Below are 17,760 nucleotides of genomic sequence, written 5' to 3' on the forward strand. Positions count from 1 at the left end.
CACCTCCTTGTCTAAGATGCATGTTTACTTTATAACATCATTGTAAATGAAGCGTTTCCATTGGGAAATGAGGGCATCCACCGAAAAGCATAGGAATCGTCGGATGTTTCCCTCACCCTCTTTTACTTGAGTAAAACCCGCACATCTTGTGCTGCTAATGCGATGGATCCACCAACCTGCTCATTCGTCCATGCATCTCGGTAAGTATTGTTTAGTGTAACTGTTACCTCTGTAAACAGGTGATTGATCACAAAGAGCAGCTCGCGTCCTTCATGTCCAGCTTCCTTTCGAATAACAGCTTCGACACCTTCCGGCAGCTCGCCTATTAGCGGTTTAACTTGCAGCTCGTGGGCAAGCTGATCGAGTATCCTGTATAAGCCTTCCTGATCAGGGGCCGTTCCGATATAGACACTACAGCCCTTACCGTGTGCTCGTCGAGTAACTGCAGGGGAGTTAGCATAATAGCCATCGGTAAAAACCGCCATAGGCTCAGCAGCAGGCTCCAGCTCCAGGATGTCAATCACTTCATACCACTTCTTCGCAGCGCTTACTTCTCCACTTTTCAAATCCCGCATGCCGATCTGCTGACTAGCTTCGATGATCCCATAGTCCTCAATGCCGATGCCAAGTAAATCTCGAAATGCGCCCGGTAAACGCTGTTGTATAATCTGGTTGCTCAATTCCTTCGCACCTGTGCGGAAGTCCATGATCAAGTAGCCGCCTTCTTCCACGTAGCTGTACAGCGCTTGAACTGTTTCGTCCTTAGCCATCATTAGATTAGGAGCGACAATGAGCTCATAATTAGCAAAGCTCGCTTCTGGTGACACGATATCCACTGTAATGCCGCGATTGTAGAAGTAGTTATAGTACGTCTCGAAATGCTTGATATATTCATAGCCTTCCATATGAGGCTGCAGCTCTAAGGACCACTCATTGTCATAGCAGCGAATCATTGCTACTTTAGCCTGAGGGGAAGTACCAGCAAGATGAGGTGCTAATTGCTCCAGCTCCTGCCCGATCTGCTTCACCTCGTTGAACTTCCGCCCAGGCTCGCCATGATGCTGCAAAATGCCATGCCATAGATTTTCGATGGAATACGGAAGCGTTCGAAAGCGGAAATACACGATCGCATCCGCACCATGGGCTATAGATTGATACGTCCATCTACGAATCTCACCCGGCACGGGTGTCGGATACAACACAATCGCTCCTGGCGAACCGCTTTGGTGCTCTGTTATCCAAAAGTTCTGTCTTCCTTTGAAGCCTCTAGTTATATCAAGCTGCTCTGCCATATAGGAAGGACGAGCCTTGGGGTCCGATTTCATATTCGGGTACACATCCAGCGCGCACAAATCCAGTTCTTTGGATACCTCATAGTGATCAAATTGATTAAACTTGCCCATCAAGTTCGTTGTTATAAGATGAGCAGGCGCGTATTGCCGGATGGTTTGGAGTTGCAGCCGCTGGAAATCAACAATAGAATCTGAAGCAAAACGGCGATAGTCGATCGCCAGACCCGGGCTGTGGTGCTGATGCACGGCATATTTAGGCAGATGCAACTCATCCCAAGAGCGATACATTTGGCTGGAGAACACCGTCCCCCATGCTTCATTGACCGCATCAATCGTACCATATTTTTTCTGAAGCCAAACTTTGAAAGCCTGAAGGCAATGATCACAGTAACAGCGTGCCGTATCGCATACGCCGTATTCATTGTCGATCTGCCAGCCGATTACGTCCGTTAACGAGCCATAGTGCTGGGCCATCTGTGTAACAATGCGCTCTGTACAGCGGAGGAAATCTGGATGGTTCATGCAATAATGCTTTCTTGTCCCGAAGCCTCTAACTTGCCCGTATACATCTCGCTGATACGCATCATAGCGATCCATCAGCCACTTTGGTGGACCTGCCGTCGGCGTGCCGAGTATAAATTTCATCCCATATTGGCGCATCACACTCATCGCGCGGTCGAGCCACGAGAAATCGAACTCCCCTTCAGACGGCTCAAATTTACCCCACGCAAATTCAGCCATCCGAACTACATTAAATTTTGCCTCCTGCATGAGCCGAGCATCCTTTTCCCATCTTTCCTCTGGCCAATGCTCTGGATAATAACAAGCGCCAAAATACATCTTCTCATCCTCCAACTCTTAGTCGATTTCGTGTCCCCATAGCTTACCTGCGCCCTTTTCTCTTCTCCATGCATCCCGCCAGCGGTGTACATTCGTCGCTCTAATCTCAGGCATATTTTGTCTGGACGCCCGGTCGGGAATAACAGGAAATGGTTTATGCGGCTCGCTCTGATACCAGTAGGCTACGCTTGCAATATCCAATGTCAGCACATTAGCATGTCCATGCTCAATGCTGGATCGTAGCGATTTTTGAAAGTGAATGCTATCTTCTAGTAAGAAGCGATAGCAATGCGTGCGTCCCATAAAGCCGAGCTTATTCGGTATTTTGGCATACCCGAAGTAAGGATGAGCATAGAGCTCATTCGGACACCAAGCCGAGTTGAAGAAGTCCTCCGTTCCCGTTCCATGCAGCGAGCCTGGCCATGCCTCCCCATCGATCATCCACATATCATCGCCCTCGCCATACCACATGGGGCCAGGATTATCTACGTAATAATGGACACCGACAAAATGACCTCGCCCTTCAATATCTGCAAACAAGTAATTTTCAGCATCAGACTTATTTGTAGAGGTTTGACCGAAGAGCATCCACTCGTTTTCTTGTTCTTCCGCAGGGGTGGTCAGTTCCCTATTCCACCAAGCATGGAAACGGCCTGCATCCGCTGGGATCGAAGCATGCTTCTCGTAATCAATATAGAAGTAGAACGCTTTTACCTCGACCTCCGAATCGTTTTCTACGGTAATTTTAGCGCTTTTACCAAAAGGCATCGGGAAATAGCAGTTAAGCGCTTTTCCTCCAGCTGGACCCGCTGCTATTGGAAGTGATGCGAATGAATAGTGCTCCCCCCAGCCTTGTCCGAAGAAGTCTCCAATCGGGCTTTGAACACTCGGCTCAGTCTCCCCATCCCAATACATGCGAAGAATCAAATTGCGATTATGCATCGGATCATTGGAATTGATCGTTATCCAGATATGCTTTATGATCCCCGGATGGTGCAGCTCAGCTATGACAGCTGTTTCACCCGGTTGTATGGAGATCATGTCGTTATTTCCGCCAGACCTGTCATAGCTCGAAACTCTTAATGTTTTGCAATCGCGAAATTGATACAGCTGATCTAACAAACCCATTTGACATCTCTTCTCTTATTTAGGTTGGAAAAATAGGGAATAAGGAACGGAATTCGTCAGCTTCTCTCCCTTGGTCATAGTCTCAACTTTTCGAACTATACTCTTTTATCATAACAAGTTGCTTAGTATCTACCAATACGGAGATCGAACGATTTGCATTGTTATGGTCAGGTTTAATATGTTGGGGCCGCATCAGCACGAAGTTTATATAGGCGTGATTATCCATCGGGACGATGGGTAATCACGCCTTGGCTCCTTAAAGCATTACTGAATATCGAACAGGCTTCGAATGGTTAGTTGAGAATGAAACGTCGTTAAGTCCATCTTTTCCGATATCAACTCTTTTGAGAAAATGATGCGTCTATTCTCGCCGGACGACAAATCGAAATAGTTGTCATTCGGGCGGCTATCCGAGTCTGCCAGTATTAATTCAACCGCCTTGGTGAATGCAGATGCTTTTATTTCAACGATGAACTCTCGATCCGTCTCTTTAACCGTCCATTCGAGCTGAGGATCCTCAAATACGAAATGCTTCGGCCTAACGAACAACACGACTCCTCTGCTCACCGCTTCGCCCTCGGAACCATCGTGTCGTAAAAACGAATACGATAAGTAGTGCGTTCGCTTTTTCCATACTGTGTTTAACTCTTCCGCAAAATCGAGCTCTTCCAAACAACTTGCCGATAGCGCGGGTATCGCTGCGGTTAATTGACCCGATTTCACGATGCCCTCCCGGTGATCCCTTAAGTCCCAAGTAACGGTGCCTTGTATTTCTTCCCTCGAATCATTCGTCAAGTATAGCTTAACGGACGTGCCTTCCTCTCGCGCGGAAAGCAAAACAGGGGCATGAAACCGCTTCGCATAATAATGCAGCGCCTTCCATCTTCCGAAGAAATCGATGCTAGACCACGATGTCACTGGCCAACTATCGTTAAGCTGCCAGTAGAGCGACCCCATGCTAATTCCACGGTTTTGACGCCAAAATTCTACCCCATAGCGAATAGCGTCCGCTTGCACAAGCTGAGACAAATACACGAGTCCGTCCAACGTCGACGGATATTGAAACATTTGAGCCAAATAATTTAAAATTTTTCCATTCGCTTCAAAATGGTTCTGATGTTTCTCCATGACGTAACTCAGCATGTTGCGATCTTCCGACAAAGTAAAGGACTCGATTGTTTTCATACTCGGAAGGGATTGGAATCCAAACTCCGAGCAAAATCTAAAATCATATTTGCGATAATCTGTAAACGGCTTTGTGCCGTGCCATACGTCCCAATAATGGACGTCTCCTTGCGTCGGTTCGTTCGGCTTATCGAATCCGCCTCCCGACGACGGAGACGCAAGCCAGTAGAACGTATTCGGATCATGCTCGCGCACCACCCCAGGTAAAACGACCTCAAACTGTTTCACATAATCTGCTCGCAAGGCATCTGTGCTTGGAATATTCCATTCCGCCCATGCCCATTCCATCTCGTTATTTCCGCACCACATTGCTAATGAAGCATGGTGTCGCAATCTCTTAACGTTATCAATCGTTTCAAGAACGATATTGGTTTCGAACGCCTCTGTCATCTCGTAGGCAGCGCAAGCGAACAGCAGGTCTTGCCAAATCAAAATCCCTTTTTCATCGCATAAATCGTAGAAGTAATCATCCTCAAAAAATCCGCCGCCCCAAACACGGAGCATATTGAAATTTGCTTCTACGCAATCTTGTATCAACTTTTCTGAACGATGACGGTTACGAAGGCTCAATATGTTATGTTCAGGGATATAATTGGCACCCATGGCAAATAAGGCTTCCCCGTTGACGACGACTTCAAAAGATTTACCGTACGCGTCGGGTTCTACACGCCAAGTGATTGTGCGAAGCCCTAAAGTCTGTCGTTTTTCATGGATGACAACAGCCTTTCGGGTCAGCTTTGCCGATACGGTATACAAAGGTTGCGCTCCATAGCCGTTTGGCCACCATAACTCCGGCTTTTGGATTTCGATGAATACCTTCGTTTCCGAAATCCCATCGCTGGTTTTCCGTGCAACGACTTCTCCGTTCGGTCCGATGACTTCCACTTCGATGCCCAGATCCTCTGTAACGGTGGATTGTATTTGGCTTGTAACGTCTATTTCCAACCTTACAATACCGGGATCGTGTTTCTGCGTTACGTAAATGTCCTGAACGAAGCCCACTTCATAGCTTCGAAGATAGATGGACCTCCAAATCCCCGAATCCGGCAGAATCGGTCCCCAGTCCCAACCGAACATGTAATGGGCTTTACGAATCTGATTGAATCCTGGCGCTGGTCCTGTCGTCGTCGCCCAGACGGGATTTTCCACGGCACGGCGCTCCGCGTATTCAATGGAAGATCGAAAAATAATTCTCAGCTCGTTTTCGCCTTCTCTCAGCAAAGACTTAACGTCGAACATATAAGTTCGATGCATATTATCCGTCTCAGCTAATCGACAGCCGTTTATGTAAATTTCAGCCAAGGTGTCCAGCCCTTCGCAGACTAACTCCACCATGTTAGCGTTTAATAATTCCTGATTTGCCGAGAAGAAGCGAGAGAACTCATAATCATGTCTCAATAGCTCCAAAGTAGGATCCACGTTGTCTCGGTAATAAGGATCTTCTATGGCCCCATTATCCAAAAGAGTACGAAGCACCGATCCCGGGATCGCAGCCGAGTACGATTTTTCCATCGTATCCGAGGAACTATTCCGCATTTGCCAAGTACCGTTTAAGTTAAAGATCTGCATGTTTTGTTACACTCCTCGCTTCAGTTGCATATTTACACCAAAAAAAGGGAGCGTCATGAAATTGACGCCCTCTCTTGGAAAATTATCCTATTACTTGACTTCTCGCTCATCATTGTCCGGAAGAGTAGGGAACGGAGCATGCGGCTCGGCTTGATACCAGAATGCTGTCGACGCAATGTCGCTTTGCTGCGGCAGATACCGGCGGTCCGCACGCCAGCCGAGATCTTGGATCGTCACTTTCAGGTCTTTTTCAAAGCGAATCGGGTCCAAAACATGCCAACGATACATCCCAAATCGCTGTTGACTGCGATACAAGCCGTCTGGCTTAATCGCTTGATGCATGCCCAGATATGCCGTCGAATACGTACAGTATGTCCCAGCTGGTTGCTCCCAGTTCCAAGCACCGCCGAAATAATCTTCCGTCCCCGTTCCGCAGATCGTTGGAAATTCTTGATCGCCGTCCATGTAAAACTTGATTTCTCCTTCTCCCCACCATCCACAGTTGTTGACCTGCCAAGCTAGATAGGTGCCCACGTAATGACCTTTGCCTTGGATGCCGTCAATAATCGTGTGTACGTCCTTGTATGCCACCGGGTGGCTTCGGCGCCATTGTGCATGAAAGTATGCCGCATCCTCTGGCACGTCCGTCAGCGTATAATCGATTTGGTAATACAAGACCGCTTTGTTGTCGTTCTTGTTTTCCATTGTGATCCTGGCGCTCTTACGGAAAGGCATTTGCCAATAGCTGTTAAAGCCGCCAGCCGGATTGACGGCTATCGGAAGGGAATTCACGTTCGCCCTCTCCACCCAGCCGTTGCAGAAGAAGTCACACACGGGCACTTCAACCGAAGGGTGCTCCTCGCCATCCCAGTAAAACCGGAAAATCAGGTTCCGCCATCCATTGGGATGACTGGTCAGCCAAATATGCTGAATGGAACCGGGACCTTGGATTTCTCCCATCGTGAATTCCACACCTGGTTCGATTTCCACGGAAGGGGAAACCTTCCAACCAATACCGAGATCGCGCGCGCCAGCAGCTCCGGTCCCTTCCGTCGCCATGGCTCCTTGGCCTTTGGCTCCCGTGAAGTTCTCGGGGCTGATCGATCTCGTCACAGCGTTCGACAAGCGCGACAGATTGCCCAATCCCATATCCAATCCGTTAAATGAGTTCATGTCTTCTAGCTCCTTAGATGTAATCTATTTTCCACTCCAAAACTGCAACACCATTCGATTCCAACTCGATCCGTTCCTCAAAAGAACGTCCGGTGACGAGATCGACGCAAGATCTGCCTTTCAAATCAATTACGACCGGGTGCTCGAGGTGATTGAGCAAAAAACGAAAAGATTGGCCGTCATGCTCGCGGACCGTGGTCTCCACGCCGGAAGGCACCTGGATGTCCGGGAGCAAATTCAGCCTCTCAGCAAGAACGCGAATCAACTGATCCGCGAGCTTCTGCTCCGGAAACATGCCGACATAGAGCGCGCTTCCCTTACCGTAAGCGTTTTCAGTGACCGCAGGATATCCGTTGTAATAATCCGTGGTAAACACGCCGAGCGCTTTCGCACCTTCCAACCGGATGATATCAGCCCACAAGCTGCACGAATAATCTCCCGAACAGTCGGGATCCACCATTTGAAGACTTGAAGTTTGCTCCGGTGTGAATGGATCGAACTCTTCCACGTGGATGCCAAGCAGCTTGCGAAGAGGAGCTGGATATCCGCCGAGATGAACCCGATCGTTCCGGTCAACAATACCGCTCCAGAAGGTCGTCAGCAGCGTCCCGCCGCCGTCGACGAAACGCTCCAACCGATCCGCCGCTTCAGAATCGATCATATAGAGCGCCGGCGCAAGCACCAGGTCATATCCACTTAAATCCGACTGCGGCTGCACGATGTCTACGGCAACGTTCAATTCGTGCAGCGCCGTATAATACTTCATGACCTGCTCGCGGTAGCGGATGTCGGCGCTCGGTTTGCCTGCCATTTCCACCGCCCACCAGTTCTCATAATCGAACAGGATTGCCGTTCGGGCCTTAATTCGGGAGCCGACGACCACTTCAAGACGTTTTAATTCTTCCCCTAGCTGCCTCACCTCGCGGTAAACGCGGCTGTTGACATCGCTGGAATGGGGAACCAGCGCACCGTGGAATTTTTCTGCGCCAGCTTTTGACTGCCTCCACTGAAAAAACAGAATTCCGTCGCCGCCCCGGGCGATGGACTGATAGCTCCACAGACGCATCTGCCCCGGTTTTTTCTGGGCGTTGTTCCGCCTCCAGTTCACTTGGGTCGTCACCTGTTCCATCAGCAGGTACGGCTGACCGTCCTTCATGCTGCGCAGCATGTCGAAATCCATCGCCTGGCTAATCGGAATACCAAGTCTCGGATCGGGGTACGTATCCAGGCCTACGACGTCCATATACTTGGCCCACTCATAATAGTTCAACCATTTGAACTCCATCATGAAGCTGGCGAGAATCGGCACGTCTGGCGTCACTTCGCGGAGTATTCGGTATTCATTCAAGTACAGCTCCAGCAGGCAATCGTTCATGTAACGCGTAAAGTCCAGCTCCTGGCCAGGATTGCAGAAGGCGATAGGCGTCGTGCTTGGCGGCCCGATCTCCTCCCACTCGGAATACTTCTGGCTCCAGAACGCCGTTCCCCAACGATCGTTCAATTCATCCAGCGTAACGTAACGCTGCTGCAGCCACTCGCGAAAACCTTCGATTGCATCCGGTGTGTAGTCTTTCTGCAAATGGCCGCCGTGCTCATTATTGATATGCCACATAAACAGCGCCGGGTGGTTCTTGTACCGTTCGGCGATCCTGCGTACAAGATCGGCGCAGTACTGTCTGAACACCTTACTAGCCGGACTGTAATGCTGCCTCGAACCGTGACGAAACGGATGGCCGTTGGCATCCACGTTCATGGTCTCAGGATAGCGGTGGGTCAACCAGGCCGGAGGCGATGCAGTAGCCGTAGCCAAATGCACGGCGATTCCGTTCTCTGCGAGCAGATCCATGATCCGATCCAGCCATCCGAACTCAAAACGGTGTTCTTCTGGCTGAATCGACGCCCAAGCAAATATGCCGAGTCGTACGATGTTTACCCCCGCTTCTTTCATTAGCTTCATATCTTCAAGCCATACCTCTTCTGGCCATTGTTCGGGATAATAATCCGCGCCGTACAAAATTTGTCCTAGCTTCTCTCTTCTCCACGTCATCGGTAAAGCTCCTTCCCAGTCAATCAGCTTGGTCATAGTCTTAACTTATCGAACTATTCTCTTCAATCATAACAAGTTGCTCAGGAGCTACCAATATGGAGATCGAACGATTTGCATTGTTATCGTCAGGTTTAGCACGACACAATTCGTCACCATTGCTAATCGAGAGTTATGCAATCCCCACCAAGCATGAAGAGCAGACGATTCCTATGCTTTTCAGTGGCTGGCCTCATTTCCCGACGAAAACGCTTCATTTACAATGATGATATAGCGTACAAATATGAATTGAAGGATTGGAGAGAATGCAATGAATTTTTCACCCGTGCAATATAACTTCGAATTCGAGCAAAAACTGCGCATTTGTTTTATTGGGGCAGGAGGACACTCGTTCCGGAACATTTACCCTACGCTGCAATACGCTCCGGTGGATCTGGTCGCTATTTGTGACACTAAAGGGGATCGGGCAATGGCTTATGCGCGTCAGTTTGGTGCGAATGCTACTTACACGGACTATAAGCTAATGTTCGCAAAGGAGAAACCGGACGCCGTCTTTATCGTTACAAGCTATACGCCAGATGGACGTGTGCAAGCGACCGATATTGCAATGGACGCCTTGCGCGCAGGCATTCACGTGTGGATGGAAAAGCCTACAGCTGCTAGTAGTGACGAAGTGCATCAGCTGATCCGAGCAAGCCGGGATAGTGGATATTTCGTGATGACGGGACTAAAGAAACAGTTTTTCCCAGGCGTCGAGAAAGTTAAACAAATCATCAGCTCTCCTGAATTCGGTACACCGACATCGATTTCCGTCAAATATCCGCAATCGATGCCGCCTTTTTCCATGCGCTCCGACCTCAAAAACGTAACTAGTTTCCTGGATCACATCTATCATCCCGGTTCTATCCTTCATTATTTAATGGGCAAAATTGGAACACTATCTTATCAATGGGAGCCTGTAAATGGCAGCTCAGTGACGAATCTGCGCTTCTTATCTGGTGCGATCGGCACGTTGCATATGGATCCCGGCATTGCTCGCAGCAGTCCGCTCGAACGGCTTGAGGTCATCGGCCAAGGAGCCAACGTGGTTCTGGAGAATGGCATAAAATTGACCTATTATCGCAAAACGAAAAGCGCTAGACCGTATGGAAGAACCGCTTCCTACCTGGTTGAGGACAATGAGGCACCGCTTTATTGGGAGCCTGAATTTTCATTAGGGCAATTATATAACAAGAACATATTCATGCTTGGTTATGTTCCGGAAGTGCTCCATTTTTGTGAAAGCATTCTATCTGGACAGCCGCCTCAGAAAGGAACATTGGAAGATTCCCTGGAAATTGCGAAGCTATTTGAAGCTTACTGTTCAACACCGGAGGACACTGTTGCAACAATTAATGAATCATAATTTATTGGATAAACTCATTTTAAGGAGATGGATCGAATGGCAACCGTGATCGACTTACGAAAACAAGACCCTGAGCGCTTAATCAATGAAAACTGGGGAAAAATCCAGTGGCTTTGCGGTCAAGAAATTGACCCAGAATGCGAAATGACATTCGGTATGGTCTACATTCACGCAGGTCAATCGAACCCTCGGCACATTCACCCGAATTGCGAGGAGTATATCTTCGTGCTGTCTGGTGAATGTGATCATAGCTTAGGCGATGAAGTGATTCACCTGGAACCAGGTATGCTGCTGCGTATTCCGCGTAATGTGCCTCACAATGCAACGACGACAAGTTGGGAACCATGCCGTATGATCATCACTTATTCCGCACCGAATCGTCAGACGATTGGGGAATGACGACCAATTTCCCGTGCATTACAATTGAAAATTTGCCCGGAATTAATAACGAAGCACATTTTTTCGTATGTGCTTCGTTTTTTTATTTTGAAGAATCAGACTCAGGAAACGGACTAATTATCTTCCTGTCAGACAGATGGTTTGTGCTAAACCCAGACCATAACAATGCAAATCGTTCGATCTCCATATAGGTAGATACGGAGCAACTTGCTATGATGTAAGCGCATACGATTGAAGATCTTTCCATTTTAGAGATCAAAGAGAATAGAGGTGAATTCCAAAGTAAGTAAGAAAGATGTGTTCAACAAAATAGACGTTTGACCACGCTGTACACTCAGTGAGGCTGAAAAAGGAGCACCTTGTCTCTCAAATAGCCAATGGAAAATGTATATGGAGGATTGCTTAATGAGAAAATTTTCAAGAGTTCTATCCATTATTCTCACAATTTTTATCCTGCTTTCATCTTTCTCCCCAAGCGTTTTAGCTGATCAACCACCAACTAGTGGTCCTTCTAATTTCCTGGAGAAAGCAGTGAAGAGAACCTTCACACAAACGGAACCAGGGCTGACTAATCTGCCATACAGACTGTATGTCCCGGAGGGAGCAGCGAGCATGGGCCCCCTTCCCGTCGTTGTGTTCCTGCACGGTACCACAGAAACTGGCACGAATAACGAAAGTCAAGTCAATTCGAATGCTGAATTCCTGTATCGACTGACCGACACCTATTATCAAGACCACCCCGCTATCATCATAGCGCCGCAGTCTCCCACTGCCGGCACCTTAGGATGGGGAACTGATCAGATGACCAAATCCCTGTGGGCCCTGATCGATAGCGTACAGCAGGAATTCCACACGGATTTGAGCAGGCTGTATGTTATGGGTCTGTCTATGGGAGGTTGGGGAACTTGGGGGATGCTTGAGCACTATCCCGATAAAATAGCTGCTGCAGCAACGTTCGCTGGCTGGAGCAATGATCCCAAGACACAGGCTTCCGTCAATAAAGACATACCCATTTGGATATTCCACGGAAGCACTGACACCACAGTCGTACCAGCCCACTCGAGGAACGTGTACGCCGAGCTGTCAGCAGTCGGGAACACGAAAGTCAAGTACACCGAGTTTCCAGGTGTCGGGCATAGCAGCTGGGTTAACGCCTATGCGTATACGGATCCAAACGATGGTAAAAACTTAGTAGATTGGTTGTTCGCGCAGTCAAAACCGACATACAATGTCACCACGACTACGTCGTCGGTTTATGGAACAGTTACGGCAAATACTTACAGCAGTATCGCCGGGGAAACAATTACCCTCACGGTCAGCCCTTCGAACGGCTACAAGCTGAATCTCCCTTCGCTTAAGGTGGGCGGCGGCGCTATTGAGCTGAAATCCATCGGCAACAATGTTTTCACGTTTGTAATGCCCGCCGAGAATGTTACTGTGGCAGCTGCGTTTGAGCCCGCCAGTTCTTCAGTCCAGTACACTGTGAACGTGGCCGGTCCTTTTGCAAACGGCAGTGTCGTAACGAACAAAACCACGGCCCAGACCGACGACACGGTTACCCTGACAGTCTACTCGGCAACTAACTACAAACTTAAAACACTCACAGTCTCGCTGAACGGACAAAGCATGAAGGTTGCATTAACGCCTGCTGGCAGTAACCAATTTACATTTAAAATGCCCGCCGGAAATGTCAACATAACAGCTGTGTTTGAGATCATCTATCAAGTCTTTTATGATGAAAACTTCGACGCCAGTACCAATGTTGGTGGAGGTGCTTGGGCCGGCGACAGAGCCTCAATTGTTGCACGTCCAGGGGGAACTGTAGGCAACAATGTCGTTGAAATTACTTACGGCACAGGCAAAAATTTATTTCAATTACCTCAGATTTCCTATGAGGCGGGTGTCGACTATACCTTTGAATATGACTTCAGGGGTGACAGCAGTATCAGTGGAAACAGTTTATATTTTAACGACAGCCAAATGGTTTTCGATGACTATAGTTCTGCGGCAGGCAGCATGACTCTCTATCCGTATAACACTTGGACCAAAAGGACTTATACCCAAAACGAGTGGCACCGTTTCAAATTGCAGTTTAAGCACGATGGCGTGAAATGGTACTTCAATATCTACATCGACAACGTCCTTAGAGCAAATGGTGCTGTCTATTCCGTTACATCTCTTGGGAACCAGTCCGTGATGCTAAAGACCGGTACCAGAAGCGTTGCAGGTGGCAAAGCGTACTATGATAACTTCTTCCTCTATCGAGGTCAGAAGGAACCTGTAACAGGCATTACTGTATCAGGTGCAGGCGGCAAATCCTCTGTTAAAACAGGAAATACACTGCAAATGTCATCTGCAATTGTGCCAAATGCTGCAACGAATAAATCAGTTACATGGTCTGTTGTAAATGGAACAGGCAGCGCAACGATAGATGCAAACGGTCTTTTAACTGGAGGTTCTGTAGGTTCTGTAACCGTCAGGGCAACGGCTCAGGATGGATCAGGCGTCGTAGGATCATTGGCCGTTACGATTGCAGCCTTAGAAACATTTACACTGCCTGTGCCTGCCCCAGGCACCACGATTTTAGTTTATCTGGATGTTCAAACCTCTTTTCCTCTGGTAAACTGGCAGACCCTTGACCGCCTTTATATACCTGCAGGCAATTATACACAATTCCAGGTTGGAAATCTGCCGCAAAAAAGTGCGAGTGAGCCTTTGATCATTACAAATTATGGCGGACAAGTAAAGATTGGAGGTAATACAGCCTCTCCTTATGGAGTAAAAATTCGGGGCGGTTCGAATTGGATTTTCACAGGGAAATATGATCCAGTCCTTCGGACAGGAGACGTTAACTATCCTGGTCATTTGAACGGAAATTATACAAACTCTTCAGGCGATTACGGTATTGAAATTAAAAATGCCGGTGGTAATGGAATCGAAGTTATTAATGCTGCAACCCCAATGTACGCAGTTCAAAATAATGTAACGAATTATGAGATTTCATACATTGATATTGGTTGGGTCGGATTTGCTGGACTTGCCCTTAAAACAGATAGTGCGTCTAATATCGTGGATGGCGTCAAAGTTCATGATATGTATATCCATGATACGGAAGCGGAAGGCATGTATATTGGTTATACGTTGGCAACTACTGGCCAGAATAAGTTTACCAACCTCGAAATTTACAACAACAGAGTTTTACGTACAGGTGCTGAGGGCATACAATTATCCAATATGGGTAATGGCGTCAATGTTCATCACAATGTAGTTGTCATGACCGCGACTGATTGGAAAAATCCTTTTCAAGCGAATCAAGAAGGGAACTTGCAATATTACCAAAGAGATGGTAGCGCTTCCATACATGACAACATATTTATCGGCGGCGGCGAAATTATGTTCAACTATAAAACATACGCAGCTACCACAGATGTGCTTAATCCGAATGACGAAGTGCATGTGTATAATAACTATTTCGCACATGCAAGAAGTTATTTTGGATTTATTAACGAGGATGCCTCGAATAAATCTACAAAACTGAGATTTGAAAACAATGTGATCAGAAAGATTTCTTTTACCTGGAATGAAGAAATACATCCCAATGTAACAGACCGAAACATCTTATTTTATACCAGCGCCAACACGGCTAATCCTCTTATCTTCAACAATAATACCAGGGATGGCAGTCAGAAATTCATCGATGTACTTACAGGAAATAATGGTGCGACCAGCCACGTAAGCGCTTCAGGAAATAACACTGTCGCCAATATTGCTCCTGTCCAATTTAGAGATCCGAATTTCCCGGCTGACTTTGACTGGCTCTTGGTTGAACGGTGGGGGAATATTACGGATGACCCGAAATCGCCGTGGCCTAATATTGCTATGTATTTTCAATACGGAGATTATGTCTATCGGAACGGTAATCTGTATAAAAACATCCAAGCAGGATCGCATACTGGAAAAGACCCATTAACATCACCAAGTACTTGGCAACTACAAACACCGATGACAGATGATTTCAGGCTTGACCCTTCATCTCCGTATCAGAGCATGGGACTTTTCGCTGGTCAAGAAGCTGCGCAAATTAACACATCATTGAGTGGTCCAGTTAGTGTACTTGCCACCCAAGAGTTTACAACGACTTACAGCTTGTCCAATGTAGCAGGCAGCGTATATGGCAATGTGTATGCGCAGCAGGTTGCGTTAACTTTCGATCCGAATTTGGTTGAGTTCGTCTCTGCCACTCCGATCAAATCGGGATTATCGCTGGTCACAAATACGGACACACCTGGGCTAGTTAAGCTTGTCGCAAGTTCCCCTGGTGTTGCGATTACGAATGATGGAGCGTTGTTCGAGCTAAATTGGAGAGCGAAGACAATCGCCGCAACTCAATCCACAACGATTGCCTTAACGAGAGCTACAATGTCAGACGGTCTGGGTCGTGAATCTGAAGCGACATTATCATTCTTCTCCCCATCCATTGTAGTTGTGAATAAGACCTCGCTGAATGCAATAATCAGTCAGGCACGCACGTCTTACAATAATGCAGTGGAAGGTGCAGGGCTCGGACAATATCCGAGCGGAAGCAGAGCTACTCTACTGACCGCCATTCAGGCGGCTGAGTTAGTTGCAGCAAACGGAGCAGCAACCCAGCAAGTAGTAGATGCTACAACCACAGCACTTAGCAGCGCACATCAAACGTTCTTAGCAGGTGTGGTTACCTTTATTAAAGGCGACGCAAACGGTGACGGAAAAATCAGTATCGGGGATCTTGGCTTAGTAGCAGCTAACTATGGCATATCCAAAGGTCATGCGAACTGGAATTTAGTTAAGAACGCAGATATGAATGGCGACGATACAATCGGTCTTTTTGATTTAGCGACCGTTGCACGTAAGGTTCTAGAGTAGAATCAAATTAGTAAGTGATTCTCTGTCAGAGAAGAGGCGCATGAGAGGCTCCCTTCTCTGGCATTATTAGAAAGGAAAGATACAATGAGACAGCTTATGAGCAAAATCATGTTCCTTTCACTGGCAACTCTACTGCTGATTTCTGGGGGATGGCTTGTCCAGACAGCGGAAAGTGCATCTGGCACGCGGTTTCTACTATCCGTCTCCAATCCAGATATCAAGATTGGTGACGTGATCTCTATCGATATCCAGGGTCGACAACTGACAGATTTGTACGCCTATGAAGCAAAAGTGGAATTCGATGCGGATAAGCTTGAATATGTGAGCGAAGCCAGTCTAAGACAAGGGCTGTCGGGCGCGCCCATTCTCAAGAGCGGAGAAGTCATTGTCGCGAACACGTTTGTTGGCAATAAGCCTGGGTCGAATGGGGATGCCGTACTTCACCGAATTACGTTTAAAGCGCGGGCCAACGGTCAGGCAAATGTGAAGCTGAATGAAGTCTCTATGATGAATTCCGCTGTTGAAGGTGTTATGAACAAATGGAGTGAAGGAACACAGGTAGTGGTCACAGTGGGCAATGGGGGTAGCGAGCCAACACCAACACCAACGCCAACGCCAACACCTGCACCAGCACCAGCATCAGCGCCACCTGCAGTGAGCCTCCCTATCATCTCTAAAAATGGTGATTTGACATTGCCGTTAGGTAAAGCGGGCGAGGTTAGTTTAAATAATGAGGTGACGATTGCAATTCCGGCGGATGCTTCAGCCAAGGATGTTAAGGTCACGATCGACAAAGTGTTAGATACTCAAAAGTTGATAACAGGTAGTGAGGTCCTAGCGAGTCCGATTTTTGAGATTTTGAAAAGTTTCTCAGAAAACTTCAGTAAACCCATTACATTAACATTTGCTTTTGACAAAACTAGTTTGAAAGCTGACCAGAAAGCAGCAGTTTTCTACTTTGACGAAGTGAAAAAGGTTTGGGTGGAGGTCCCTGGCGGTAAGGTGAACGGGGATCAAATCACCGTAGAAGTGAACCATTTTACCAAGTATGCGGTATTTGCAGTAAATCCAAACGCAGTAGTACCTGATAAGCCACTCGTAGATACCATATCGAATCTTAGTGACATTACGGGGCATTGGGCAGAAGTTGATATCCGAGCTACGCTAAAATCAGGCATTGTGCATGGCTATGAGGATGGTATATTTAGGCCCAACCAGTTCGTGTCCCGTGCGGAATTCGTTGTCATGTTAACGAACGCACTGCACCCGAACGCAGGGCCAGAGAAACTGCCGAATTACACGGATGCCGCCGCAATCGGCGATTGGGCGAAACAAGCGATTGCGCTAGCCGCTAAAGGAAACCTTGTGCAAGGCTACGAGGATGGCAGCTTCCGTCCTGCTGAGCAATTAACGCGTGCACAACTGGCCGTTGTGCTAGCTAATGCGCTTGGCGCTGCGGCGGTAAAATCAAGCAGTTCATCGGCATTCGCTGATGCTTACGACATTCCTGCTTGGGCTTTGGATGCTATAGGCATCGTGGCGAAAGCAGGGTTGATGAAAGGGTACGAAGCGAACCGATTCGGTCCGCTGCATACGGTAACCCGTGCAGAGGCGATTACGGTGATTAATCGCTTGTTGCAGATGCAGAAGCAAAGATAAAATGCTAACAAAATAACCAGAAAGAAGGACGCTTCGAGTTCAAGCGTTCTTCTTTTTTTTAATTATTGACTATTGATTCGTTTAACCTGACGATAACAATGCAAATCGTTCGATCTCCATATTGGTAGCTACTAAGCAACTTGCTATGATGGAGGCGTATA

The 17,760-nt window shown here is 47.6% G+C and carries 9 protein-coding genes; 4 read left to right on the forward strand and 5 right to left on the reverse strand.

What is annotated here, in order from left to right; genetic code table 11:
- Positions 1-122: 122 nt before the first annotated feature.
- From AC58UX_RS14070 to AC58UX_RS14090, 5 genes are all read right to left on the reverse strand, one after another.
- Complete coding sequence (locus AC58UX_RS14070) at positions 123-2,132, reverse strand: beta-galactosidase (RefSeq protein WP_497253579.1); 2,010 nt, start codon at positions 2,130-2,132, stop codon at positions 123-125.
- A gap of 18 nt (positions 2,133-2,150) precedes the next feature.
- Positions 2,151-3,260 carry a glycoside hydrolase family 172 protein gene (locus AC58UX_RS14075; protein WP_497253581.1) on the reverse strand — a complete coding sequence of 370 codons (1,110 nt, stop codon included), beginning with the start codon at positions 3,258-3,260 and terminating at the stop codon, positions 2,151-2,153.
- A 264-nt stretch (positions 3,261-3,524) separates the two neighbouring features.
- Positions 3,525-6,014, reverse strand: coding sequence for a beta-mannosidase (locus AC58UX_RS14080; RefSeq protein WP_497253583.1), 2,490 nt, complete (start codon positions 6,012-6,014; stop codon positions 3,525-3,527).
- Between the two features lie 90 nt (positions 6,015-6,104).
- A complete protein-coding gene (locus AC58UX_RS14085) occupies positions 6,105-7,187 on the reverse strand; it encodes a glycoside hydrolase family 172 protein (protein WP_497253585.1) in 1,083 nt (360 codons plus the stop codon).
- Positions 7,188-7,200: 13 nt separating this feature from the next.
- Positions 7,201-9,270: a beta-galactosidase gene (locus tag AC58UX_RS14090; protein ID WP_497253587.1), complete on the reverse strand. Its 2,070-nt coding sequence runs from the start codon at positions 9,268-9,270 to the stop codon at positions 7,201-7,203.
- A gap of 271 nt (positions 9,271-9,541) precedes the next feature.
- Between AC58UX_RS14090 and AC58UX_RS14095 the strand changes: the two genes are divergently transcribed.
- The 4 genes from AC58UX_RS14095 (at position 9,542) to AC58UX_RS14110 (ending at position 17,599) form a co-directional block, all read left to right on the forward strand.
- Complete coding sequence (locus tag AC58UX_RS14095) at positions 9,542-10,636, forward strand: Gfo/Idh/MocA family protein (RefSeq protein ID WP_497253589.1); 1,095 nt, start codon at positions 9,542-9,544, stop codon at positions 10,634-10,636.
- A gap of 36 nt (positions 10,637-10,672) precedes the next feature.
- Positions 10,673-11,035, forward strand: a complete 363-nt coding sequence (locus tag AC58UX_RS14100; RefSeq protein WP_497253591.1) for a cupin domain-containing protein — start codon at positions 10,673-10,675, stop codon at positions 11,033-11,035.
- Between the two features lie 405 nt (positions 11,036-11,440).
- Positions 11,441-15,940: an InlB B-repeat-containing protein gene (locus AC58UX_RS14105; RefSeq protein ID WP_497253593.1), complete on the forward strand. Its 4,500-nt coding sequence runs from the start codon at positions 11,441-11,443 to the stop codon at positions 15,938-15,940.
- A gap of 96 nt (positions 15,941-16,036) precedes the next feature.
- Positions 16,037-17,599, forward strand: a complete 1,563-nt coding sequence (locus AC58UX_RS14110; RefSeq protein ID WP_497253595.1) for an S-layer homology domain-containing protein — start codon at positions 16,037-16,039, stop codon at positions 17,597-17,599.
- Positions 17,600-17,760 lie beyond the last annotated feature (161 nt).

This window comes from Paenibacillus sp. J22P90 (genome assembly GCF_059692195.1).